This is a genomic window from Ensifer sp. EB106-05-01-XG146 (genome assembly GCF_058791875.1).
Map to the genome: position 1 here is coordinate 650,783 of NZ_JBYTDX010000002.1, position 25,088 is coordinate 675,870.

Genomic DNA, 25,088 nt, shown 5'->3' on the forward strand with positions numbered 1-25,088 from the left:
ACGTTGAGATCGCCCGGCACCGGGCGAAAGAATCGGCTCTCCGTCGATAGGAGCCGCCGGCAGGATGCCTAGGGTGTGCAGTCTTGCTCCTTGGTCCAGGCCGAAACGGCCGGAAGACGAATGGTCAGGCCAGCATTCCGTTGATCAGGCGCTGACAGCGCTCGGCCATGTAATCGATCATCAGTCGCACCTTCGGGTCCTGGAACCGCTTGTGCGGATAGATCGCCGCAAGCTGCACGCTGAGCGGCGGCGTGTCGACGAGGATCGGCACGAGTGCGCCGGAATTGATGTGCGCCTTCACCTCGAACAGCGGCTTGTTGATAATGCCGCGGCCGTCGAGCGCCCACTGCGTCAGCACGTCGCCGTCGTCGGAATCATAGGGTCCGGTGACTTCGAGCTTGCGCACGCCTTCCATGGTCTGGAGCGTCCAGAAATACTCTTTCGAACCGGGATACCTGAGCAGCAGACAGTCGTGCTTGTCGGCGATCAGTGCGTCGGGCGTCTGAGGGATACCCCGCTTCTCGAAATAGGCAGGCGCACCGCAGACAACGCGCTCGCAATTCATGATGCCGCGCATGCGCAGGTTCGAATCTTCGAGGATGCCGAGCTTGAAGGCGACGTCGACGCCTTCCGACAGGATATCGACATTGTGGTCCGACAGGCGAAGCCGCACTTCGATGTCGGGATACTTGTCGTGAAACTCCGGAATGCCCGATGCAATCAGCCGCCGACCTATCCCCAAAGGAGCGGTAATCTTCAGCGCGCCCTTCGGATTGCGCGAGAGATCGGCGATCGCATTTTCTGCTTCGTTGACAGCCTCGAGGATCTTCACCGCGCCGTCGTAAAAGACGCGACCGTGCTCCGTCGGGGTCAGCTTGCGCGTCGTCCGATTGAACAGGCGAACGCCCATATGGCGTTCCAACTCTTTGATTCTATTGCTTGCAACCGCCGGCGTCACGCGCTGGTCGCGACCCGCTGCCGACAGGGTTCCAAGCTCTACGACGCGTACGAAGACGCGCACATTGTCCAGATAAGACATGCCTCCGTCCCACTCCTTCAGGCTCTCTCTAGCCTATCCATTCCGTCGCTATTTTATAGATTTTTTTGAAAGTGTTGGTGAAGCAGCGACGTTCCCGCGACCTCCAGCAATGACACATAATGGTCCGAGGAGAAATGGGAGAATTTCATGTACGACTATGCCATCGCCTGGGATTGGCTGACCTTTGCCGTGAGATGGCTGCACGTCATCACCGCCATTGCATGGATCGGTTCGTCCTTTTACTTCGTCGCCCTCGACCTCGGTCTGAAGAAACATCCCGGCCTGCCGGTCGGCGCCTATGGCGAAGAATGGCAGGTGCACGGTGGTGGCTTCTACCACATCCAGAAATACCTGGTTGCCCCGGCCAACATGCCGGAGCACCTGATCTGGTTCAAATGGGAGTCCTACGTCACCTGGCTCTCCGGCTTCGGCATGCTCTGCCTGGTCTACTACGCCGGCGCCGACCTCTACCTGATCGACCCGAACGTGCTCGACGTCTCGAAGCCGGTGGCGATCGCCATCTCGCTCGGCTCGATTGCCTTCGGCTGGCTCGCCTATGATACGATCTGCAAGTCGCCCTTCGGTCGCGACAACACCCGACTGATGGTGCTGCTCTACTTCATTCTGGTCGGCATGGCCTGGGGCTACACGCAGCTCTTCACCGGCCGCGCAGCCTTCCTGCATCTCGGTGCGTTTACCGCAACGATCATGTCGGCCAACGTCTTCTTCATCATCATTCCGAACCAGAAGGTGGTCGTCGGCGACCTGATCGCTGGCCGCACGCCCGACGCCAAGTACGGCGTGATCGCCAAGCAGCGCTCGACCCACAACAACTACCTGACGCTGCCGGTTCTGTTCCTGATGCTGTCGAACCACTATCCGCTGGCGTTCGGTACCCAGTACAACTGGATCATCGCCTCGCTGGTCTTCCTGATGGGCGTGACCATCCGCCACTATTTCAACACCCGTCACGCGAACAAGGGCAACCCGACCTGGACCTGGCTCGTAACCGCGCTGCTCTTCGTCGTCATCATGTGGCTGTCGACCGTGCCGAAGATTCTTGCCGGCGGCGAGGAGGCGAAGATTTCCGCCGCGCAACAGCCGTTCGTCACCGCGGAAGCCTTTCCGAAGGTCCGCGACACGGTGCTTGGCCGCTGTTCCATGTGCCATGCCAAGGAGCCGGGCTGGGAGGGCATCGTCGTCCCGCCGAAGGGCGTGATGCTCGAGACCGACACTGAGATCGCCAATCACGCGCGTGAAATCTACCTGCAGGCTGGCCGCAGCCACGCGATGCCGCCCGCCAATGTCACCGGCGTATCGGACGAGGAGCGGCAGCTGCTCGTCGCCTGGTACGAATCCGTCGTGAATGGAGGAAAGACCCAATGACCGATCTGCTGATCCGCGGCCGTGTGCTGACCTTCGTCGAGGAACCGAAGGGCATCGACGACACTACCTCCTATCGCTACTTCGAAGACGGCGCCGTGCTCGTGCGCGGCGGCAAGGTCGCCGATATCGGCGATCATGCCGATGTCGCCCGTCGTGCCGGTGCCGGCGTCAAGGTCGCCGACCATCGCCCCCATCTGGTGTTGCCAGGCCTGATCGATACGCATCTGCATTTCCCGCAGACGCAGGCGATCGCCTCCTACGGCGCCCAGCTTCTCGAATGGCTGAACACCTACATCTTCGTCGAGGAGCAGAAGTTCCGTAAACCGGAGCATGCCGACTTCATCGCCGGCCGTTTCCTGGATGAGCTTCTGGCGAACGGCACGACGACGGCGGCCGCCTATTGCTCGGTGCATCCGGAGAGCGTCGACGCCTATTTCGGGGCGGCCGAAGCGCGCGGCATGCTGATGATCGGCGGCAAGGTGATGATGGACCGCAATGCGCCCGATGCGCTGCGCGACACGGCGCAGCAGGGCTATGACGAGACGAAGGCGCTGATTGCCAAGTGGCACGGCCGTGGCCGCGCGCACTACGCCATCAGTCCGCGCTTTGCCATCACCTCGACGCCGGAGCAGATGGAGGCGAGCCGCGTGCTCGTCGCCGAGCATCCGGAGTGCTACGTCCAGACGCATCTCTCTGAAAACAGGGACGAAATCGCCTTCGCCACGTCGCTCTATCCGGAGGCGAAGGACTATACCGACATTTACGCGCGCTACGATCTGCTGACGCGCAAGACCTTGCTCGGCCACTGCATCTATCTGAGCGACCGCGAGATTTCGGTACTCGCCGAAACCGGTGCCGTCGGCAATTTCTGCCCGACCTCGAACCTGTTCCTCGGCTCGGGTCTCTTCGATCGCGATCGCTTCGACAAGCTCGGCGCCCGCTGGTCGGTCGCGACCGATGTCGGCGCCGGCACCAGCTTCTCGATGCTGGAGACGATGGACGAGGCCTACAAGGTTCTGCACCTGCAGGGCCAGCGGCTGACGCCATTCAACTCCTTCTACCGCATGACACTCGGCAACGCCCGGGCGCTCGATCTCGACGACCGTATCGGCTCGCTGCATGTCGGCGCGGATGCCGATATCGTGGTGCTTGATAGCCGCGCCAAGCCGTCGATGGACTTGCGCATGCGGGTTGCCGGTTCGCTTGTCGAGGAACTCTTCATCCTGCAGACGATGGGTGACGACCGATGCGTGGCCGAGACCTATGTCGCCGGCAAGCCGATGAAGGGAGCTGCACGCGCTGCGAAGGACGCAGCCACATCGGCAGTAAAGAGCCTCGAAACGGCCTAAGTCGCGTCCGCCGCTGCTGGCTCGCCAGCATTGCTTATTGTAACGCCGCGTGTCCGGATCGGACGCGCGGCGTTTCTGTTGGTCGAGGTTTAAAGCTCTTCCGGTCGCTTGCCGCCCATCGCCTTGGTCAGCGCATCCGCGCGTTCGCGCACGATGGGGCCGAAGGTCGAGAGCTTCTGATCGCTGACGCGGACCGACGGGCCCGAGATTGATATGCCGGCGATCGTTTCGCCATATTCGTTGAAGATCGGAGCGGCGACGCAGCGCATGCCGAGCGTGTGCTCCTCGTCGTCGACTGACCAGCCGCGGTGGCGGATCTCCTGGATATCCTTCAACAGCGCCGGCAGCGTATCGCGCGTCTTGTCGGTGAAATGCGCGAGTTCGCGACCGTGGAGCAGCTGGGCGATCTCCTTGTCGGACCAGGTGGACAGGATGGCCTTGCCGATGCCGGAGGCATGAACCGGACCGCGGCGGCCGGGACGGAAGAAAGCGCGCATCGGCGCGTGGCTTTCGACCTGCGAAATGAAGACGACGTCGCCGCCTTCCTCGATGCCGATGTTCGCCGTCTCGCCGCTTTCCTCCATCAGTCCTTTTAGAAACGGCCGACTGATGGTGCCGAGCTTGCGGAAGCGCAGATAGGCGTTGCCGATCTCGAACGCCTTCAAACCGACTGTCCAGGCGCCCGTGTCCGGGTCGTTCATCACCATGCCGTGGCCGGCAAGCGTTGCCAGCAGCCGGTGCACGGTCGACGGCGCCATGCCGGTCTCGTCGGCGAGCTGGGTGAGGGTTGAGCCGTCGCCTTCGGCCACGACCGTCAAAAGGGCGAGACTGCGATCAAGCACCTGGACGGATGAAGGGGCGGCGTTCTCGCCCGCCTTGCGTCCGCGTTTTCCCCTGCCGTTGCCGTCCATAAAAGCCTCTCTGCAAATCACGTGTCTCGCCCATCATCCTCTATCAGGCCATGCCGCGATTTTCTCCGAATTATTGAAAATCTTTATTTCCACATGATGGAAATGAATTCCATTTGCGTGTTGCGTATCGACGATAATGGATTATTGTTTCAGGAAATTGGAGGAGTTCCCATGGCTAAGATGCGTGCCGTTGACGCGGCTGTTATTGTTCTGGAAAAGGAAGGCATCGACTGTGCCTTCGGCGTACCGGGTGCCGCCATTAATCCGTTCTACTCGGCGCTGAAGGCGCGCGGCTCGGTTCGTCATATCCTGGCGCGCCACGTCGAAGGCGCTTCCCACATGGCCGAAGGCTATACCCGCGCCAAGCACGGCAATATCGGAGTCTGCATCGGCACGTCGGGCCCGGCCGGCACCGACATGATCACCGGCCTCTATTCGGCCTCGGCGGATTCGATCCCGATCCTCTGCATCACCGGCCAGGCGCCGCGCGCCCGTCTCGACAAGGAAGATTTCCAGGCTGTCGATATCGCCAAGATCGCAGCACCGGTCACCAAGTGGGCGGTTACCGTCATGGAGCCGGCGCTCGTTCCCTTCGTCTTCCAGAAGGCGTTTCACATCATGCGCTCCGGCCGTCCCGGCCCGGTGCTGATCGACCTGCCGGTCGACGTCCAGCTTGCCGAGATCGAATTCGATCCGGACACCTACCAGCCGCTTGAAGCCTACAAGCCGAAGGCGACGCGGGCCCAGGCCGAGAAGGCGATCGCGATGCTGAACGAAGCGGAACGCCCGCTGATCGTTGCCGGCGGCGGCATCATCAACGCCGATGCATCGGACCTTCTGACAGAATTTGCCGAAATCACCGGAATTCCGGTTATTCCGACGCTGATGGGCTGGGGCACGATCCCGGATGACCATCCGCTGATGGCCGGCATGTGCGGCCTGCAGACCTCGCATCGCTACGGCAATGCCAACATGCTCGCCTCCGACTTCGTGCTCGGCGTCGGCAACCGCTGGGCAAACCGCCACACCGGCAACGTTCCGACCTACACGGAAGGCCGCAAGTTCGTTCACGTCGACATTGAGCCGACGCAGATCGGCCGCGTTTTCGCGCCCGATTTCGGTATCGTCTCGGATGCCGGCGCTGCGCTGAAGCTCTTCCTCGATGTCGCGACGGAATGGAAGACGGCGGGCAAGCTGCGTGACTGGTCCGCCTGGGCGGAAGAGTGCCGCGAGCGCAAGCGCACCATGCTGCGCAAGACCCACTTCGACCAGACGCCGCTGAAACCGCAGCGCGTCTATGAAGAGATGAACAAGGCCTTCGGCCGCGACACCTGCTACGTTTCGACCATCGGCCTCAGCCAGATCGCCGGCGCCCAGTTCCTGCACGTCTACAAGCCGCGCAACTGGATCAACTGCGGCCAGGCCGGACCGCTCGGCTGGACCCTGCCTGCGGCCCTCGGTGTTCGCGCTGCCGATCCGGACCGGACGATCGTGGCACTTTCCGGCGACTACGACTTCCAATTCCTGATCGAGGAGCTGGCAGTCGGCGCCCAGCACAAGCTGCCTTACCTGCATGTGGTCGTGAACAATTCCTATCTCGGCCTCATCCGCCAGGCGCAGCGCGGTCTCAACATGGACTTCGAAGTCAGCCTCGCCTTCGACAACATCAACGCGTCGGGCGATGCGGAGAAGGGTTACGGCGTCGACCACGTCGCGGTTGCCGAAGGTCTCGGCTGCAAGGCGATCCGGGTGCGCAGTCCGAACGAATTCCAGGAAGCCTTCGACCGGGCGCGCGCGCTGATGGACGAGCACCAGGTTCCCGTCGTCATCGAGTTCATCCTCGAGCGCGTCACCAACATCTCCATGGGCGCCGACATCAATGCAGTCGTCGAGTTCGAGGAACTGGCGCTGCGCGGCGAGGACGTGCCGACCGCGATCACGGCCCTGCTCGACTGAGCCTTGAATGACTGAGGAGATGCGGGCGCTCCGCCGCCCGCATCGCTCACAAGACAAACACAAGGAGGAAACATCGCATGGCGAAGTTCGCTGCGAACCTGACAATGCTGTTCAACGAGGTGCCGTTTCTCGATCGTTTCGCCCTTGCTGCCAAGGCCGGCTTCGAGGGCGTGGAATATCTGTTTCCCTACGAATTCGAAAAGGTGAGCCTGCGCGCAGAGCTTCAGCGCCATGGCCTGACCCAAGTTCTGCACAACCTGCCGGCCGGCAACTGGGCGAGCGGCGAACGCGGCATCGCCATCCTGCCTAACCGGGTCGACGAGTTCCGCAAAGGCGTGGCGAGCGCCATCGACTACGCGACGGCGCTCGACTGCAAGCAGGTCAACTGCCTGGTTGGCATCGCGCCTCACGGTGTCTCTGAACAGGTGCTGCGCGACACGCTGGTCGCCAATCTCAAGCTTGCTGCAAGCGAACTCGGCAAGCAGGGCATTCGCCTGCTCATCGAACCGATCAACGACTTCGATATTCCGGGCTTCTATCTCAACACGGTCGAGCAGGCGGCTTCGATCATTGAGGAGGTCGGCAGCGACAACCTGTTCATCCAGTACGACCTCTACCACCAGCAGCGCACGCAGGGCGAGTTGATCGGCACCTACAAACGCTTTGCCGATCGCATCGTTCATGTCCAGCTTGCCGACAATCCGGGCCGCAACGAGCCGGGCACCGGCGAGATCAACTATCCCTTCGTCTTCGACGCGCTGGAAGCGGCCGGCTACGACGGCTGGATCGGTTGCGAATATAAGCCGCGCACCACGACTGCCGAGGGCCTTGGCTGGCTCGGCGCCGAGCGCCAGCGCACCCAATCCGCAGACATCATCAAGATCAGGAGCTAAACACCATGGCAACAATCGGTTTCATTGGACTGGGTATCATGGGCACGCCGATGGCGCGCCACCTGCAGGATGCCGGCCACACCATCGTCACCTCGAAGTTCGTCATCCCGCCGCGCCAGGAGCTGCTCGACAACGGCCTCAAGTTCGTCGACTCGCCGAAGGCGTTGGCCGAAACCGTCGACACCATCATCCTGATGCTGCCGGATACCCCTGAGGTCAAGGATGTTCTCTTCGGCGAAAACGGCGTCGCCTACGGTCTTTCCAAGGGCAAGCTCGTCATCGACATGAGCTCGATCTCGCCGATCGAGACGAAGGAATTCGCCAAGAAAGTTCGCGAGACCGGTGCCGAATACATCGACGCCCCGGTTTCCGGCGGCGAAGTCGGCGCCAAGAATGCTTCGCTCTCGATCATGGCGGGCGGCGCCCAGGAGAGCTTCGACCGCGCCCTGCCGCTCTTGAAGTTGATGGGCAAGAACATCACGCTCGTCGGTGATTGCGGCGACGGCCAGGTCACCAAGGTCGCCAACCAGATCATCGTTGCGCTGACGATCGAAGCGGTCTCGGAAGCGCTTGTCTTCGCCTCCAAGGCGGGTGCTGATCCGGCGCGCGTCCGCGAAGCGCTGATGGGCGGCTTTGCCTCCTCGCGCATTCTCGAAGTTCACGGCGAGCGCATGATCAAGCGCACCTTCGATCCGGGCTTCCGCATCTCGCTGCACCAGAAGGACCTCAACCTGGCTCTCCAGGGTGCCAAGTCGCTCGGCATCTCGCTGCCGAACACGGCGGCAACGCAGGAACTCTTCAACAACTGCGCAGCCAACGGCGACAGCGGCCTAGACCACTCCGGCCTCGTCCGGGCGCTGGAGCGCATGGCGAACCACCAGGTTGCCTAAGCAATTCCAGGGAACGTGCGAAGCGGTTTTCCGTTAGGAATTGCGCCGCTTTGAAAAGATCAGGCGACGACCTTAAATGCGCATGACTCGTCCGGCGTCCCATTGTGCCGGACCGGTCATGCGTCCGGGCGGCGGTTGGAGGAACCGCCGCCCGAGACTTTCATGCAGTTCCAACCGCGATTTGCGCTGGGATGACATATAAGGATGGAGCGACGCGACATCCTCCAGGGGGAGACCAATGCCAACCATCACCGATCCACGCCGTTTCCTCGAAGCGCTGTTCACCTCGGCCGTTGCCGCGGCTGATCCGGAGAAAGTGATCGCGGCCAACCTGCCGGCGCGACCGAAGGGGCGGACGGTGGTGGTTGGGGCCGGCAAGGGTGCGGCCCAGATGGCAGCCGCCTTCGAACGCCATTGGGATGGTCCGCTCTCGGGCGTGATCGTCACCCGCTATGGCTATGCTGCCCCATGCGAGACGATCGAGGTGCTGGAAGCGTCGCACCCCCTGCCTGATGAAAACGGTTTGCTGGCCTCGAAGCGCTTGCTCGCCGAAGTCGGCGGCCTGACGGCGGACGATCTTGTCGTCGCGCTCGTCTGCGGCGGTGGCTCGGCGCTTTTGCCCTCGCCACCACCCGGCTTGACGCTGGAAGACGAGATCGCCGTCAACCGGGCGTTGCTTGCCTCCGGCGCGCCGATCAGCGCCATGAATGCCGTGCGCAAGCACGTCTCGATGATCAAGGGCGGTCGGCTGGCTGCCGCGGCCTATCCGGCCAAGGTCGTTTCGCTGATCGTTTCCGATATTCCGGGCGACGATCCGGCGCTGGTCGCCTCCGGCCCGACACTGGCGGACGCCAGCACGCGCGAGGATGCGCTGACGCTGATCGAGCGCTACAGTCTGAACCTGCCGGCAAAGGTTATGGCGTGGATCAATAGCCCGGAAAGCGCCGCGCCATCTCCTGATGACCCGCGTTTTGCCCGTAACGAAGTCCGGCTGATCGCATCCGCATCCGTCTCGCTCGAGGCCGCGGCTGCAGAGGCGCGTGCCGCCGGCATCGACGCGATCATTCTTTCCGATGCGATCGAGGGCGAGGCGCGCGACGTTGGCGGTGTGCATGCGGCGATCGCCCGGGAAGTCGTCGGCCGCGGTCGACCGTTCACCAAACCGGTCGTCGTTCTCTCGGGCGGCGAGACGACCGTCACCATCCGCGGCAAGGGCAAGGGCGGACGCAACAGCGAATTCCTGCTGGCGCTGGCGCTCGGCATCGACGGTGCCAAAGGGGTCTCGGCGCTGGCCGCAGACACCGACGGCATCGACGGCTCCGAGGACAACGCCGGCGCTTTCGCCGACGATACCACCATCGCCCGTCTCGCGGCGCAACGGCTGGATGCCGCGGCATTCCTGCAGAAGAACGACAGCTGGTCGGCGTTCGATGCGCTCGGCGATCTCTTCAAGCCCGGCCCGACCGGCACCAACGTCAACGATTTCCGCGCCATCCTGGTGCAGTGATATCCGCGCGGCGGGTGTGTAGCTTGCCTGTCGTTATACACTTCAGGCGAAGTGGCAACTGACCGAGCCGTAAGCGCCGAAATCGGCGACGATCGTGTCGCCGCTCCTGGCTTCGAGCGTGCGGATGAAAGAGCCTGAGAGAACGATCTGGCCAGGCTCGATCGCGTCGCCGCATTGCGCGAGACGATTGGCGAGCCAGGCGATGCCGCGCGCCGGATGGTTGAGCACGCCGGCCGCAAGCCCCGTTTCCTCGATCACCGCATTGCGCGACACGATCGCCCCCATCCAGCGCATGTCGACCGTATCGGGGCGCACGGCGCGGCCGCCGAGGATGAGGCCGCCATTGGCGGCATTGTCGGCGATCGCATCGACGAGGATGCGCGCCTTCTTTGTTTTCGGATCCGTGCGGACGATCCGGCTGTCGAGAATTTCCAGCGCCGGCATGACATAATCCGTGGCGTTCAGGACCTGGACGATGTTGACCCGCGGGCCTTTGAGCCCGGTTTTCATGATGAACGCGATCTCCGCTTCGACCCGTGGCTGGATGAAGCGATCGGCGGGTATGCTTGCGCCGTCGTCGAACAGCATGTTGTCGAAGAGCACGCCGGAATCGGGCGTGTCGATGCCGAGCGCCTGCTGCATGGCATTGGACGTCAGCCCGATCTTCCAGCCGATGATGCGGTGGCCGTCGTCGCGTTTGCGCCGGACCAGAGCCGCCTGGATCGCATAGGCGTCGTCGACCGTCATTTCGGGATGCTTGAGCGACAGGAGCCCGATCTGTTTTCGATCGCGTTCGGCCTGATGCAGGCTTTCGGCGGCCTTGGCGATCTCGGTTGCATTCAGCATGGCGCCCCCCGACTTCAGCGCCCTTAAGGATACACCAAGGTCGGACCCGGCGCGCGCACCGTCTTTGGGCGATCAGATCGGCTGACTTGCCAGCATCAGGCCGAGGCCGATGAGGATCGAACCGCAGGTGCGCGGAACAAGATTGCCGGCGCCACCAACCAGCCGACCGAGCGTGAAGGAGGCGAGGAAGACGGCCGCGATATCGGCGACCGACAGGGCAAGGTTCACCAGCAGGCCGAACATCAGGAACTGCAGCGACATCGGCATCGCCACGGCCGGATCCACGAACTGCGGCAGGAAGGTCACGAAGAACAAGGCGGTCTTGGGATTGAGGACCTCCACCACGATGCTGTCGCGCAGGACGCCGGGTTTCGCAGCCTCGGCGTGGGCGGCATGTTTGCCGACCCCGAGCAGCATGGTCGCGCCGAGCCAGACCAGATAGACGGCGCCGGCAAGCTTGATCGCCCCATAGAGAAGCGGTGCATGGTGAAGCAGGGCGGCAAGCCCGAGCGCCGCGGCGGCGATGTGGATGTAGCAGCCGATATGAATGCCGAGCGCCGCCAGGAGGCCGGCCTTGCGGCCATGCGCCAACGTCTGCGCCGTCATATAGAGAATGGCAGGACCCGGCATGAAGGCGAAAATCGTCGTTGCCAGTGCGAACGAAATCCAATGCTCCAGCGACGGCATGGGGGCTCCTCCCGAAATAGCCGGAACGCCCCCGGGCCGACGTCTTGGCGTCGAACCATCTTGGTGGCGCGATAGAGCGGGAGAACTACGCTTGGTTGTATCCGATTGACATACGGCAGGTGCCGTATTTCGGCGTTGTGGCAGGATCGCCTGTTTTGCCGTGGTTAAGGGAAGGTGACTTCCGGAAAGACCGGCGAGGACTGCGATATCAACCGATCGGCAGGCCGATGCGCAGCGCATAGGCGGCGATCTCTGCCGTGTTGTGCAGACTGAGCTTGCGCATCAGGTTCTCGCGATGCTTGCGGGCCGTGAGCGGGCTGATACCGAGGCGATCGGCGGTCTCGCGCGCGGTCAGCCCCTGGGCGGCGAGAGAGAGGATCTGCATTTCGCGGCGGGTGAGGGGGATGGGGGAGAGCGCCGTATCGGTTGTCGGCGGCGGCTGGTGGCTGCGGGGATCGTCGATGGCGAAACGAACCGATTGGCTGAGATAAATTTCGTTTCGCAGCATTGCGTCGAGTGCTGCATTCAGTTCGGCCGGATCGCCGGTCTTCGTCAGGTAACCGCTGGCCCCGGCGGCGATCACGGCCCGCACGGTTCGCGGCTCGATGTTTGCGGTCAGCGCCAGGATCTTCATGCGCGGCGCGACCGCCCGGAGTTCGTTGATGAACTGCACGCCGGCAACCCCCGGCATGCCGAGGTCGAGGATCACCAGATCAGGACTGCTGGCGCGAACGATGGTCGTCAGCGTCTCGCCGTCGGCCGCTTCCGCAACCACCGATACGTGGTCCATGGTGGAGAGCAGCAGCTTCAGGCCCTCGCGAACGATGGCGTGATCGTCTGCCACCACGATCGTCAGCAGTTTGCGCATGTAAGCAATCCTTCATCGAAATCGGCAATTCTCCGCGGACATGGCGTTGCATCGAGACAGGAGCGGCAATGGAGACTCGCGAACACCTGCAACCTCTCCTGATAGGCTTATTATTTCGTCAATCTTACGCGGTGCTTTTTGCCAATTTCGCAATTCCACTGCCGGTTGCTTATGTCCTGCGCGATCTTGTGTCGTGGGATCTGCTGTTTTCATGGGGTGCCGCACTCTATCTGCTGACGTTCGCCCGCATTCTTCTCGACTGGCGATATCGGCGTCAGACCGATGAAGGGCGGACGCGGGACTGGCGGCGATGGGCCTGGCGCTTCACGCTGCTTTCGTGGGTTTCCAGCGGTCTCTGGGGCGCGCTTGGCTGGTTTGCCTTCCATCCGGACGAGCCGCAGACGCTTGCCTTCGTCTGCATCGTGATCACAGGCATTGCCAGCGGTGCGGTGCCGTCGCTGTCTGCCTTTCCGCTCGCCTATGCCGGCTCGCTGGTTGCGATCCTCCTGCCCTTCGCGATCCGCTGCTTCCTCGGCGAAGGGCCGATCTACGACACCTATCTGATTTTCACCATCTGCCTCTTCGGCGTCGACCTCTACTACAGCCGCGTCACCCACAGGACGCTTGCCGAAACGGTGCGGCTGCGTTTCGAGAATCTGTCGCTGATCACCAGCCTTGAGGCAGAGCGCGACAAGGCGCAGAGCGCCGATCGCTCCAAGTCGCGGTTCCTCGCTGCCGCAAGCCACGACCTGCGTCAGCCGATCCACGCCCTCAGCCTTTTCACCTCGACGCTCGCAGCACTCGGTCGCAACGGTGACGTTCCGGCCAAGAACGCCCGCGACCTCGCCGATCGCGCGCGCTCGGTTATCGGCAATCTCGGCGGTCTGCTCGACGCGTTGCTCGACATTTCCAAGCTTGACGCGGGAATCGTGACCGTCGCGCGAGAACCGGTGTCCCTACGGCGACTGTTCCACGACCTCAAGGCGGAGTTCTCCGGCATTGCGAAGGACCAGGGCCTCGGATGGCGCGTGGTGATGACGGATGTCTGGGTCGATACCGACCCGATGATGCTGAAGCGTGTCCTCGACAACCTTCTTTCCAATGCCTTCCGCTACACGCGGACCGGCACGGTGCTGATCGGTTGCCGACGCCGCGGTGCTGCGCTGGAGGTGCAGGTCTGGGACACCGGTGTCGGCATCCCCGATTCAGAGCAGGAAGTGATCTTCGAGGAGTTCGTGCAACTGCAAAATCCTGCACGCAACCGGGCGCAGGGGCTCGGGCTCGGCCTTGCCATCGTGCAGCGTACCGCCGCTCTGCTCGGCCACCCGATCAAGGTAGTCTCGACGGAGGGTCGCGGTTCGATGTTTTCCATCACTTTGCCGGTGGTCGCGCCGCCTTCGCTGGCAAAGCCCGGACGCGCCCATCCGACCGCTGCGACGCAGCAAGGGGGTATCGTCGTCATCGACGACGAGCGCGACGCGCTGGATGCGACGGCGCTGTTGCTCCGCACGCTCGGCTATGCGGTCTATGCCGGGCGTTCGGCTGCCACGGCCCGAAAGGAGCTTGCGAAGGCTGCGCGCCTGGGAGAGGCGCCGGTCGATCTTGTCATCACCGATTACCGTCTCGAGGCCGGCAAGACCGGGATCGATGCGATCCGGGAGATCAGGGCCCATCTCGGGCGGGAGGTGCCGGCGCTGATCCTTTCCGGCGATACGTCGCCGGCACGGCTGAAGGAAGTGACCGCAAGCGGCCACCGTCTTCTCCACAAGCCGCTCGATGCGGTGCGGCTGGAGGAGGAGATCGAAGCGCTCCTCGCCGAGCGGCCTGAAGATGCGGCACGCGAGATCCGCACTGTTACTCGATGAAGACGCGCACGCTGGCGGCGCGGCCGACGGAATCGATCACCGTCAGCGTCGAATAGCCGGCACCATCCGGTTGCCACTGCGTGACCCGCCGGCGGGTGAGCTCCGGCAGAGGCTTGCCGTTGGCAAGCCAGCGGAACGGCGCGCGTCCGCCCTGGAGCTTGAGTGTCAGCGGCGAAAGCGCCTGATGGTTCGCACTGAGCTCGACGCGTGCGCCCTCGGGCGGAAACACGATCTGCGGTGCCGGCTCGCGGGCCGAAGCGTTGACGAGGCCGCTTGCCGTCAGCGAGAAGCGGCGCTGGCTGATCGGCAGTTCGGCTTGAGAAATGCGGATCGCGCCGGCCGGCGCATCGGGCAGCGGCGTGATGCCAAAGCCGGATTTGGCGAAGCCTTCGAAGAGAATGGGGGCGGCGCTGCCATAGCCGGTGAGGCCGGGAACCGCGCCATTGTCGGGCCGTCCGACCCAGACCCCGAGCACATGGCGGCCATCATAGCCGACCGACCAGGCATCACGGTAGCCATAGCTGGTGCCGGTCTTATAGGCGATGCCGCGCTGGCGACTGCCAGCGGGCGGCAACACGCCGGAGAGCGCGTCGGAGACATTCCAGACGGCGACCGGCGAAAGCACCGGTTCCGCTTCGATCAGGCCCGCCTTGCCCTCAACGCCGTCGCCGAGCCGGAGCGGGAAGCCGCGATTGGCAAGCGCCGCATAGAGCTGCACGAGATCGCGCAGGGAAAGTCCGACGCCGCCAAGACCGATCGCAAGGCCGGGTGCTTCGCCGGCAGGAAGTGCCGGCTTCACCTCGCCGCGGCGAAAGCGCATCATCAGCTCGGCCGGGCCGACCGCGTCGAGCAGGCGGATCGCCGGAACGTTCAGAGACAATTGCAGCGCCTCGCGCACGCTGACATCGCCCTGGTAGCTCATGTCGAAGTTGCGTGGGCGGTAGCCGAAGAAGTCCGCCGGCCGGTCCTCGATGATCGTTTCCTGGCTGACGAGTCCTTCTTCGAAGGCAAGGCCATAGATGAAGGGCTTGAGGGTGGAGCCCGGCGAACGCGTGATGCGCGTCATGTCGATCCAGCCGGAGCGGCTCGCATCGAAATAGTCGGCCGATCCGACCGAAGCGACGATCTCTCCGGTCTTCGCATCGGCCATCACCATGGCGACCGAAACCTTCGGTCCGAGCTTGGCTGCCCCTTCCTTTGCCACGGCTTCGAGGTTGCGCTGGACGGCAAGGCGCAAGCTCGTCTCATGCCGAACGGCCCGCGGGTCCTTGCGCAACGCCCGTTCGGCGAGGTGCGCGGCATAGGCCGGGAGTTGCAGCCGGCGCGACGGAACGGACGTGGCGATCGCGCGTTCCGCTTCGCCGTCGCCAATCACGTCAGCAACGGCGAGACGCGTCAGCACCCGTTCGCGGGCGGCGACAGCGGCGGCATGGTTGCGGTCCGGGCGGCGCTTCTCCGGTAATTGCGGTAGTGCCACGAGCAGGGCCGCTTCGCTGGCCGTCAGCCGTTTCGGCTCCTTGCCTAGCCACGAGAGGCTCGCGGCGCGCACACCCTCGATATTGCCGCCATAAGGCGCATGGGTGAGATAGAGATTGAGGATCTGGTCCTTCGATAGCCGTCGCTCGATCTGGATCGCGCGTGCGATTTGCAACAGCTTGGCGGTTATCGAGCGCTGCTGCCGCGGCTCGATCAGCCGGGCGACCTGCATGGAAAGCGTCGAGGCGCCCGAGACGATCCGGCCATTGCTGACGAATTGAAGCGCGGCGCGGCCAAGCGCCAGGATATCGACGCCGGAATGCTCCTCAAAACGCTGGTCTTCGTAGGCGATCAGCATCTTCAGGAACTGCGGATCGACATCGTCGACCGTGGTCTTCAGTCGCCAGAGGCCATCCGGCGTTGCGAAGGCGCGCAAGAGCTGTCCGTTGGCGTCGTCCACCTCGCGCGAGACGACGTCCGCCTCCGCAAGCGGCGGCGGGAAGGCCTCGTCAGCCTTTTCGATCGCAAAGCCCGTCAGCCCCGTCACCAGCAGGCAGACGGGCAAGGCGATCAGCAGTTTGCGCCCAATCGACATGATCTCGCCTATTGCGCGGCCAGCACCTCCATGCGCCCGGTGGCGGTGCGGGCCGAAAGCTGCGGCCGGTACATGTCCTCGACAGTTGCGGCCGGATGGTCATACGTGCCCGGCGTTACCGCGCGCACGACATAGGCCAGCGTGACCTCGCGGCCGGCGCCGATGCTGCGGTCGAGTGCTGCGACGAAGCGGTCGTTGCGGAACTCCGTATGGGTCGCGGTGATTTCGCCGAGCCACTCGAAATTGTTGAGCTGGGCACTGTCGACGAGGCTCGGATTGTCGATCTGGAAACCGGCCGGCAGCAGGTCGGTGACCAGCACGCGCGACGGCCAGTCGTTGGCCTCCGTGACTTTCAGCACGACGACGTAGCGTTCGTTCTGCCGCGCTTCCATGACGTTCGCCTCGGCTCCGTCGAGCGTGTAGTAGGTGCGCTCGATGGTGAAGCCGTCGCCGCCGGCCGAAAGCGGCTGGGCGGGGGCGGCGACCGTGGTGACCACGGCCGAAACCGGATCGGCACCCTGGTTGCGGATCACCACCGGGTGGGTGATGAGCGCGTCGCCGGTCATCTGGGCGGCATAGCTGCCGGACTTCGATGCGCCGTTGACATCGAGCGCCATGTCCTCGTCGCCATTCTGGATGGCGCGGGCGGCAAGCAGCATCCAGGCCTGTTCCTGGGTGCTGGTATAGGTCTTCTGTTCCCATTCGCGGGCGACCATTTTCGATAGCTCTGGAACGATCGGCGGGACCGGTCGGCTTTCGGCCGCAAGCGCCAGCACCGCCGCGCCGTCACGCAGCGACGAGCCGTAGTCGGAGCGCGACAGGCTGACATTGACGAGGCCCGTCGACATGTTCGCCGCGTTGGCAAACGTGTCCTGCGCCCCTTGAGCATCGCCATACAGCGAAAGCGCTGCGGCGATATGAGCCTTGGCGAGCGGCGTCGGGAAATCGTTGATCAGCGTGTTTGCGTAATAACGCAGGTCGTTGATCGCCGCCTTGCGATTGCGGGCAAGCACGTAGAGCGCATAGGCGATCTCGTTGCCGCGATCCTTGGCGTTGGTGTCGTAGCTGACGCCGTTCTGCAGGTTTTCCAGCGCCTGAACCATTGCGGCCTCGGGCACGTCATATTTCTGCTCGCGGGCGCGGGTCAGGAAGTCGGTGACATAGGCATCGAGCCAGAGGTCGCCGTAGCCCGGCCCCCAAAGGCCGAAGCTGCCCGACGAGGACTGGTTGGAGAGCACGCGGTAGATCGCCTCCTGCACCCGTTTCGTCACGCCCTCGTCATCGGCAAGGCCGGACTGCTTGGCGAGTTCGCTCAGGTAGAGCAGCGGCAGCGCGCGGCTGGTCGTTTGCTCCGTGCAGCCATAGGGATAGCGATCGAGGGTCATCAGCAGTGCCGGCATATCGAAGGCGGCAGAGCGGGTGACGCTGAGGTTGACGGAAGCGCCCTGCAGGATGCTGTCGGCGAGCAACTGCCCGTCGACCGTCAGGCTGCTTCCTGGCGCGATCGAAACTACTTGTCGCTGTGTCACCGGCAGGGTTGCCGGACGCACGAGCAGGTCGAGCGACTGCTCGAGCGAAAGGCCGTTGGCGCCGGTCAGCGCCACGGTGACGACGCCGTTGCCGGGATATTGCCCGACGACCGGCAAGGTGATGGAGGAGCGACCGCCCTGGTCCAGGGTGACCGTGCTGCCCGTCCCCGGTTGCTCGACGGTGGCCTGGCCACTGGTCGTCACATGGATCTGGTAGTCGCCGGCCGGTGCGTCGGTATTGGCGATATCGAGCCTCAGGTCCGACCGGTCTCCGGGCGCCAGGAACCGCGGCAGGCTGGCGGTAACGACGACGGGGTCGCGGATCACCACGTCGCGCGTGGCGTGGCCGACACCGGATTTCGTCCAGGCAACGGCCATCAGTCGCGCCGTTCCGTTGAACTGCGGGATGTCGAAGCTGACGGTTGCCTTGCCGTCGCCGTCGAGCTGTACCGGTCCTTCGAAGAAGGCGACCAGCTTTTCCGTGGGCGGGCTGCCCTGGAGCGCGACCTGGCCGCCATCGCCGCCGGTGCGCAGTTTTCCGGTCGCGCCGAGCGAGCCGTCGATCAGGCGACCGTAAAGGTCGCGGATTTCAAGGCCGAGCTGTCTCTGGCCGAAATACCAGGCTTCCGGGTTCGGCGGCTCGTAGCGGGTGAGATTGAGAATGCCGACATCGACGGCGGCGATCGTCACATAGGCTTCCTCATTGGCACCGGCACCGGCGACCTGGAGGCTGATGTCGAGCGGCTGGCGCGGCTCCATATTTTCGGGCGCGTTAAGCGTGACGGCGAGCTTGCGCTCGGCCGGATCGACGGTGAGCCATTTGATGCCGATGGCGCGCATCGGCATGCGGCTTTCCTGGGCATCGCCCGGCCGGTAGAGCGTGGCGGTGACATAGGCGCCGGCGCCCCAGGCGTCGGTGACCGGCAATTCGACTTCGCCGCCTTCAGCCGCAATCGATGCCGTCTCGGTCGTGATCAGGTTCTCTGTGCCGACGGTGACCAGCAGTTCGCCGGCAAAACGCGGCGAGACCTTCAGCTTGGCCGTGTCGCCGACCGCATATTTTTCCTTGTCGAGCGCGATTTCCAGGCCGTCAGGCGTTTCTGTCGAGGTGGCGGCGACATACCAGCCGGCGTCGAATTCGACGCTAGAAGTCGGGCCATCGACCGCAGCCGTCTCGACTTCCAGGCGATAGCGCCCCCAGCCGACGGGCACGGAGATATCGCCGCCGTCTTCCGTCAGGTCGACGCTGCCGTTGGCCACCTGTTTGGTGGTAACGACGGGCTCGTATTTCCACGCGCTGCCGTCGCGATACCAGTGATAGTTCCGTTCGACGCTGATCAGCTTCCAGAGGAGCCCCTGCATGGCGACCTTGCTGCCGGCCGGATCGACGGCGATGACGCGGAACTTGCCGACGGAGTTTTCGGCGAGCTCACCCTCGAATTCCGGCTTGATGCCGAGCATCGGGCCCTCGGCGCGCACCGGCAGTTTCAGCGAGCGCTCGACGGCGCGGCCGCCGGCTTCACGCATGCGAACGGTCACGGTGGCATTTAGCAGCTGCGTGGTCGAGGGCACTTCGTCGATGAGGACGTCGAAGCTGGATTTGCCTTCCTCGTCGAGCGACGAAAGCTCTTCGAGCGGCAGGCGCGTGTCTTCGCTCGCCTCTTCGTCGGCAAGACCGAAGGAATAGCCCTTGAAGGCGGCGTTTTCGCGCGTCGGCTTGATCGTCACTTCGCCTTCAAGTTCGAGGCCGGCAGCCGGTGCGCCATAGAGATAGCGCCCGTCGACTGCCACGCTTGCCGTCTCACCGGCGGCGATTTCCTTGGCGTCGCTGGTGAGATCGAATTCGGTGCGATCCGGCACGAAGTCATCGATCAGGAACTGCTTCTCGCCGATCGCAGGCGACTTCGGGTCAGTGAAGATCTGCATCGTCCAGGTGCCGCGCATGGCGTTTGCCTGGGTGTCGAGGTCGAGCGTATGGCCGCCGAGCTTGCCGCCGGCACTGGTCATGCGGCGATATTCGACACCATCCGGGCGGAGGAAGACGAAGGTCAGCGGCAGGTTCTCGATCGCCATGCCGTCAACGTCACGGGCAAGCGCTGCCGCATGCACGGTTTCGCCGGCACGATAGATGCCGCGCTCGGTCCAGGCGAGAATGTCGATGGCGCCAGGGGCCGCGCGCCCGGTGACGCCACGGTCCGAAAGGTCGAAGCCGGCGCGGCTCATGTCGAGGAAGACATAGTCGTCCTCGCCCTTCTTGGCGGTGATGACGGCGGGCGTGAGCCCGGCTGTGCCGCGGATCAGGCCAGCAGTGAAGGTCACGCGGCCGTCATCATCGCTCACCGCCGTGCCGAGGATCTCGTTGTTTTTGGCGACGAGCTGCAGTTCGACGCCTTCGATCGGCTCGGCAGTCGCAAGCGAGCGCACGAAGACGTTCAGCCCGTCGGTGCCGGCATAGGTGGAGATGCCGATATCGGAAACGACGAACCATTGCGTGGCGCGCGCATCCCATTCCTGGCTGATACCGGTGGTCGGTGCGGCGGTCAGGACGTAGACGCCGGGCTTGCGTTGAGGCAGTGCCTCGTCGACCGGGAAGCTTGTGACGACTTCCTTGTTGACGTCGCGCTCGATGTCGATCGAGCCCTGCCAGACGAGTTCGCCGATCTCATCCTCGATGCGCTGGGCGCTGTAGCCGTCGAGCTGGGTCAGGAACTGCGAGCTCTGCAGCACCTGGGCGATGCTGCGATCGCCGACGCGGTAGAGTTTCAGCTTGGCGCTGTCGGTGTTGACGGAAACGAGCGGGATGCCGCGGCGCGCGGTCGACGGCAGCACGAAGCTGTCGCCGGTGAAGCGCACCATTTGGGCGCGGTCCGCGACATAGATATCGAGGGTGACGGGCGCTTCGAGCATTTCGTCGACGGTGGACGGCAGGCCGGCGCGAAGGGTCAGCTTGTAGCGCTCGCCATGCGATAGGCCTTCGATGCAGATCTGGTCGCCCTTCGCCTCAAGCGCCTTTGGCGCAGCACCATTGACGGTTACGAAGGAGGCATAGTCGGCGCCGCTCTTCAAAAGCTGCTCGGAGAACTGCAGGCAGGCGCGCGGCGTCGCAGCGTCGGAATCGATCGTATGTTCGACGACGCGGAAGCCCTTGCGCTGCTTAAGGTCGAGATAGGCTGCCTCGACCGATTTTGCCTTCACCAGTTCCAGGCTCGCCTTGTAGGCGTTCAGGGCGGCGCGGAAATTCTCGGCGCCTTCCAGCGATTTGGCCATGACGGCAAGCGCATGCGCCCGGCTCTCGGTGGTGCGGGTCAGCTCGTAGCCGTTGATCGCGGCGATCGCCGCCTGGATCGATACGCTTGAATTGTTGGTGATGCGGTTCGCGGTTCGCGCCGCCTCCAGCCAGAGTTCGGCGTCATCAGGATTGATCGCCAACGCGCCCTGGAAGGCCTTCAGCGCATTTTCGATATTGCCCATGCCGGCCTGGCCGCGTGCCATGTCGATGAGCGTATTGACGCCCATGCCCTGCTGATCGTTGGCCAGTGTCAGATTGGCCTTGGTGTTGCGGGCGTCCTGCAGCAACTGATCCGACAGGAATTTCAGGCGCGGCGGCGCCCCGATGTCGGCTTGTGTGACCTGCGGCTGCACGACCTTGCCGGCGATTGCGCCGGGGAAGGTGTTGAGCTGGTTATAGTCGGACTTGAGGAAGCACCACTTCACCTTGGGATTGTAGGTGAAGGCGCGGCAAGCCTGGTCCGCGATGCATGTCTGCTGGCATTCGTCGAGCGAGACGTTCTGTTCGGTCCTGAGGTCGAAACCGAAATAATCGCCGTCCTGAGTGATCTCGATCTGCCGTCCACTCTCCTGGGCGACGGCGGGGATGCCGGCGGTCAAAAGCGACAGGAAGAGGGTGGAAAGGCCGAAAAACGCGCGCACAGACATCAAGTCCTCCCAACGCTGCCGGTCTCGATAGAGGCTTCACTTTTCAGGCTTCCGCCCCGCTTGTCAACCGGAGAGCAGTCGACGTGCGGCGCAATTTCAGCGGGAGCACTGCTGTGAAGGATCGAGCATCGATCCGGAATGAAACACGATAAAACGATATGTAAATCAAACTATTATGACGGTCGGCCAAAGCCGCGGGAGAAACCGCGCCGCTAGCCTCGTTGTTCTCTCAGGAAGACGGTCAGCGAACGACCGGCATCGAGGATATGATCGCGCGTCAAGGCGCTGGCCCGCTCGGCGTCGCTCGCCACACAGGCATCCAGGATCGCCTTGTGTTCGCGGCGCGCACGCGCGACGCCCGAGGTTAGCGTCAGCTGCGCCCGCAGGTAACGGTCGATGCGATCGAGAGAGGCGCGAACGATCTGCAGGTAATAGGGGCGACGTGCTGCCTCGTAGAGGCTGTAGTGGAAGTTGCGGTTGATTTCGCCCCAGCGGTCGGAATTTTCCTCCTGCTCGAATTCCTCGCAATGCTGGCGTGCAAGGTCCAGAGTACGGCGGTCGAGACTGGGTACGGCAAGCCGAATGACCTCAGCCTCGATCAGTGCGCGGAACTCGAAAATCTCCTCGATTTCCTCAATCGAGAGGCCGGCGACAACGGCGCCCTTATAGCGCTCGGTGGTAATCAGCCCATGCTGCTCCAGCCGCGAAAGCGCCTCGCGCACCGGAATGCGGCTGGTGTTGAACATCTGGGCGATGTGGTCCTGGCGCAGGTTCTCGCCTTCGGCAAGGTCGCCTTCGATGATCGCCTTGCGCAAGGCCTCATAGACGATATCGGCCGCTGAGGCGGCTTGCCTGACATCGACGGCGTCGAGTTTCATCCTGTTCAAACCCCGCTGGCCAAGCCTCTCGGCACGGCGAATTCGGAAGCGTTTTCGCGCTGTTGGTCAACGGTCATAGGTCCAATCCGGGCGCCGGGCAACAGAGCTTTGGAAAGTAGGCGCGACGATCTCGTCGCCGGAGCCGGAAATCGTCTGACGGAGGAAAGGTCTCTGATGAAGCGGAGCGGCAGAGCGTGATATGGTCGAGCTGCGAAGCCAGCCTTGTCTTGGAAACCTCTCGTGGTGTTACCAATGCCGCTCGTTTACAGGCCCGCTCAAGCCGACGAATTGGCTGCGACCGATGCACTGGTCGTCTCAAGCATCAACGATCTTACCATTCGGCACGGCTTCGGCCCGATGGCGGCGACAAGCCCTCCCAATTTTCAGCTTTTTTGCCTTAGGGACGATCCGGACGGCCTCTGGGTGGCCGAAGAGGGCGGGGGCATCGTCGGATGCGCCTGGAGTTGGACTTGCGGGGATCTCTGGTTTCTCGCCCAGTTGTTCGTCGATCCCGCTCAACAGGGCCGGGGCATCGGAAATTCGCTGCTGGAACGAACTCTGGAACATTCGCGCAAGTCAGGCGCAGCCCACAAGGCGCTGATCACCTTCACCTTCAATCGGGTGTCGCAGGGGCTCTACATGCGACACGGCTTCTTTCCGCGCACGCCGATCTATTTTTTCGATGCCAGGCGGGAGGCAATGCGGATGTTGCCGGAGACGGTCCTGCGCGCCGTGCCGATCGAACCCGATGCAGCGACCATGGAGACGCTGGCGACGGTCGATCGCTGCGCCATCGGCGTATCGCGGGACAAGCATCATCGCCACCTGCTTGGCGATCTGGCAACCCGAGGGTTTCTGTTTTACGCCGGCAGCGATCCTGCCGGATACGGCTTTATCGGCGCCAACGGGCACATCGGCCCACTCGCCGTCCTGTGGCCCGACCATGTTCAAGATGCCTTCGCGGCCGCGTTGCGATTGGCCGCCGCGGGCACGTCTGAGAGGATTTCGGCCTTCTTGCCCGGGGCATGCGACGGCGCTTTGAGCCTTGCGGTCAATCAGGGGATGCGGATCACGTTTCCAATGCTGCTGATGGCGTCTCCCGGTTATGGCGACTGGACGCGCTATCTGCCCCGCAATCCGGGGTTCATGTGAGCTCTTGAGGTGTGCTCGAGGCGCTTCCATGTCGCTGATCGAACTCAAAGCGCAGCTATTTCGACGTCGTTGCCGACAAGCCGGTCGGCGGACTGTCACGGCGTACGTTTGCAGGCCTCTGGCCGGATTTGGGTTATGAGTATTTTCAGATTGTATATTGGATCCAATGTTTCTAAGAGTCGTTTCGTCGACGGGCGACGCCATCGCGTCACCCGGTGAAATGGGGGAGCGGCCGCAAGTGATGGGCGCGCCCGGGTGGCGTCCGTCCACCGTCACGGAAGGAGAAAGCGCATGCGCAGCAACAAGGTCGTTCATATCGTTTCCTGCCACGCGGAAGGGGAAGTCGGCGACGTCATCGTCGGCGGCGTCGCGCCGCCGCCTGGAAACACGCTCTGGGAACAGCGCCGCTTCATCGCCGAAGACCAGACGCTGCGCAATTTCGTGCTCAACGAGCCGCGCGGTGGCGTCTTCCGCCACATCAATCTGCTTGTGCCGCCGAAGGACCCGCGCGCGACCATGGGCTTCATCATCATGGAGCCCGAAGATACGCCGCCGATGTCCGGTTCGAATTCGATCTGCGTCTCCACCGTTCTGCTCGACAGCGGCATCGTACCGATGCAGGAGCCGGAAACGCGCATGGTGCTGGAAGCGCCCGGTGGACTGGTCAACGTCGTTGCCGAGTGCCGCAACGGCAGGGCCGAGCGCATCACCGTCACCAACGTGCCGTCCTTTGCCGACAAGCTCGACGCCAAGCTTGAAGTCGAGGGTCTGGGCACGTTGACGGTCGATACCGCCTATGGCGGCGACAGCTTCGTCATCACCGACGCTCGCGCTCTTGGTTTCTCGGTGACGCCAGACGAGGCGCGCGAGCTTGCCGAAACCGGTATCAAGATCACCCGCGCGGCCAACGAACAGCTCGGCTTCACCCATCCGGAAAATCCGGAATGGGATCATATCTCCTTCTGCCAGCTGACGATGCCGGTCGAAGAAAAGGACGGCATTCTGCATGGCCGCAACACGGTGGTCATCCAGCCGGCCAAGCTCGACCGCTCGCCGACCGGCACCGGCTGCTCGGCGCGCATGGCGGTGCTGCACGCGCGTGGGCTGATGAAGGTCGGCCAGCGCTTCAGCGGCCACTCGATCATCGATTCGACCTTCAATTGCCGCATCGTCGGCGAAACGACGGTCGGCGGACGCCCGGCGATCGTGCCTGAGATCTCCGGACGCGCCTGGATCACCGGCACGCACCAGGTGATGCTCGACCCGGCCGATCCGTGGCCGGCCGGCTATCGCCTTGCCGACACCTGGCCGCGCAAGCAGTAAGG

Annotated in this window: 17 protein-coding genes; 9 read left to right on the forward strand and 8 right to left on the reverse strand. The window is 63.6% G+C overall.

Annotated features, from left to right (window positions below):
- Positions 1-124 precede the first annotated feature (124 nt).
- On the reverse strand, positions 125-1,039 hold the full coding sequence (locus tag AC3WVQ_RS23070) for a LysR family transcriptional regulator (protein ID WP_034799367.1): 915 nt from the start codon (positions 1,037-1,039) through the stop codon (positions 125-127).
- A gap of 147 nt (positions 1,040-1,186) precedes the next feature.
- On the opposite strand from AC3WVQ_RS23070, the gene AC3WVQ_RS23075 reads away from it, so the two are divergent.
- Together AC3WVQ_RS23075 and guaD are read left to right on the forward strand one after the other, a co-directional pair.
- The gene (locus AC3WVQ_RS23075; protein ID WP_034799370.1) at positions 1,187-2,425 is read left to right on the forward strand and encodes a urate hydroxylase PuuD; all 1,239 of its coding nucleotides are present in this window, start codon (positions 1,187-1,189) and stop codon (positions 2,423-2,425) included.
- Positions 2,422-3,774, forward strand: a complete 1,353-nt coding sequence (gene guaD / locus AC3WVQ_RS23080) for a guanine deaminase (RefSeq protein WP_089043749.1) — start codon at positions 2,422-2,424, stop codon at positions 3,772-3,774. Before AC3WVQ_RS23075 ends, guaD begins: the two co-directional genes overlap by 4 nt.
- 89 nt (positions 3,775-3,863) lie before the next feature.
- Here guaD and AC3WVQ_RS23085 read toward each other — a convergent pair whose 3' ends face one another.
- Positions 3,864-4,685: an IclR family transcriptional regulator gene (locus tag AC3WVQ_RS23085; RefSeq protein ID WP_060521692.1), complete on the reverse strand. Its 822-nt coding sequence runs from the start codon at positions 4,683-4,685 to the stop codon at positions 3,864-3,866.
- Between the two features lie 171 nt (positions 4,686-4,856).
- Here AC3WVQ_RS23085 and gcl point away from each other — a divergent pair, with 171 nt between their 5' ends.
- The 4 genes from gcl (at position 4,857) to AC3WVQ_RS23105 (ending at position 9,931) form a co-directional block, all read left to right on the forward strand.
- The gene (gcl, locus tag AC3WVQ_RS23090; protein WP_034799378.1) at positions 4,857-6,641 is read left to right on the forward strand and encodes a glyoxylate carboligase; all 1,785 of its coding nucleotides are present in this window, start codon (positions 4,857-4,859) and stop codon (positions 6,639-6,641) included.
- Positions 6,642-6,718: 77 nt separating this feature from the next.
- Positions 6,719-7,534, forward strand: a complete 816-nt coding sequence (gene hyi / locus AC3WVQ_RS23095; RefSeq protein ID WP_060530281.1) for a hydroxypyruvate isomerase — start codon at positions 6,719-6,721, stop codon at positions 7,532-7,534.
- Positions 7,535-7,539: 5 nt separating this feature from the next.
- Complete coding sequence (locus tag AC3WVQ_RS23100) at positions 7,540-8,424, forward strand: 2-hydroxy-3-oxopropionate reductase (protein ID WP_034799385.1); 885 nt, start codon at positions 7,540-7,542, stop codon at positions 8,422-8,424.
- A 238-nt stretch (positions 8,425-8,662) separates the two neighbouring features.
- The gene (locus AC3WVQ_RS23105; RefSeq protein WP_090295941.1) at positions 8,663-9,931 is read left to right on the forward strand and encodes a glycerate kinase type-2 family protein; all 1,269 of its coding nucleotides are present in this window, start codon (positions 8,663-8,665) and stop codon (positions 9,929-9,931) included.
- 42 nt (positions 9,932-9,973) lie between these two features.
- Here the strand turns inward: AC3WVQ_RS23105 and hpaH are convergent, their stop codons facing one another.
- The 3 genes from hpaH to AC3WVQ_RS23120 all read right to left on the reverse strand — a co-directional run bounded on the left by hpaH (position 9,974) and on the right by AC3WVQ_RS23120 (position 12,332).
- Positions 9,974-10,777: a 2-oxo-hept-4-ene-1,7-dioate hydratase gene (gene hpaH / locus AC3WVQ_RS23110; RefSeq protein WP_060644333.1), complete on the reverse strand. Its 804-nt coding sequence runs from the start codon at positions 10,775-10,777 to the stop codon at positions 9,974-9,976.
- A 72-nt stretch (positions 10,778-10,849) separates the two neighbouring features.
- On the reverse strand, positions 10,850-11,464 hold the full coding sequence (locus AC3WVQ_RS23115; RefSeq protein WP_492383005.1) for a LysE family translocator: 615 nt from the start codon (positions 11,462-11,464) through the stop codon (positions 10,850-10,852).
- Between the two features lie 208 nt (positions 11,465-11,672).
- Positions 11,673-12,332: a response regulator gene (locus tag AC3WVQ_RS23120; RefSeq protein ID WP_034799397.1), complete on the reverse strand. Its 660-nt coding sequence runs from the start codon at positions 12,330-12,332 to the stop codon at positions 11,673-11,675.
- A 68-nt stretch (positions 12,333-12,400) separates the two neighbouring features.
- Between AC3WVQ_RS23120 and AC3WVQ_RS23125 the strand changes: the two genes are divergently transcribed.
- Positions 12,401-14,197, forward strand: coding sequence for a sensor histidine kinase (locus tag AC3WVQ_RS23125; RefSeq protein ID WP_492383006.1), 1,797 nt, complete (start codon positions 12,401-12,403; stop codon positions 14,195-14,197).
- Here the strand turns inward: AC3WVQ_RS23125 and pbpC are convergent.
- From pbpC to AC3WVQ_RS23140, 3 genes are all read right to left on the reverse strand, one after another.
- On the reverse strand, positions 14,187-16,268 hold the full coding sequence (pbpC, locus tag AC3WVQ_RS23130; RefSeq protein WP_492383007.1) for a penicillin-binding protein 1C: 2,082 nt from the start codon (positions 16,266-16,268) through the stop codon (positions 14,187-14,189). The two genes, AC3WVQ_RS23125 and pbpC, sit on opposite strands and share 11 nt — an antisense overlap.
- A gap of 8 nt (positions 16,269-16,276) precedes the next feature.
- Positions 16,277-21,733: an alpha-2-macroglobulin family protein gene (locus tag AC3WVQ_RS23135; protein ID WP_492383008.1), complete on the reverse strand. Its 5,457-nt coding sequence runs from the start codon at positions 21,731-21,733 to the stop codon at positions 16,277-16,279.
- Positions 21,734-21,945: 212 nt separating this feature from the next.
- Positions 21,946-22,611: a GntR family transcriptional regulator gene (locus AC3WVQ_RS23140; protein ID WP_492383009.1), complete on the reverse strand. Its 666-nt coding sequence runs from the start codon at positions 22,609-22,611 to the stop codon at positions 21,946-21,948.
- A gap of 252 nt (positions 22,612-22,863) precedes the next feature.
- Here AC3WVQ_RS23140 and AC3WVQ_RS23145 point away from each other — a divergent pair, with 252 nt between their 5' ends.
- Both AC3WVQ_RS23145 and AC3WVQ_RS23150 read left to right on the forward strand, forming a co-directional pair.
- Entirely contained in the window at positions 22,864-23,763 is a 900-nt protein-coding gene (locus AC3WVQ_RS23145; RefSeq protein ID WP_492383010.1) for a GNAT family N-acetyltransferase, read from the forward strand.
- Between the two features lie 291 nt (positions 23,764-24,054).
- Complete coding sequence (locus AC3WVQ_RS23150) at positions 24,055-25,086, forward strand: trans-3-hydroxy-L-proline dehydratase (protein ID WP_492383011.1); 1,032 nt, start codon at positions 24,055-24,057, stop codon at positions 25,084-25,086.
- The last annotated feature ends 2 nt before the right edge of the window (positions 25,087-25,088 follow it).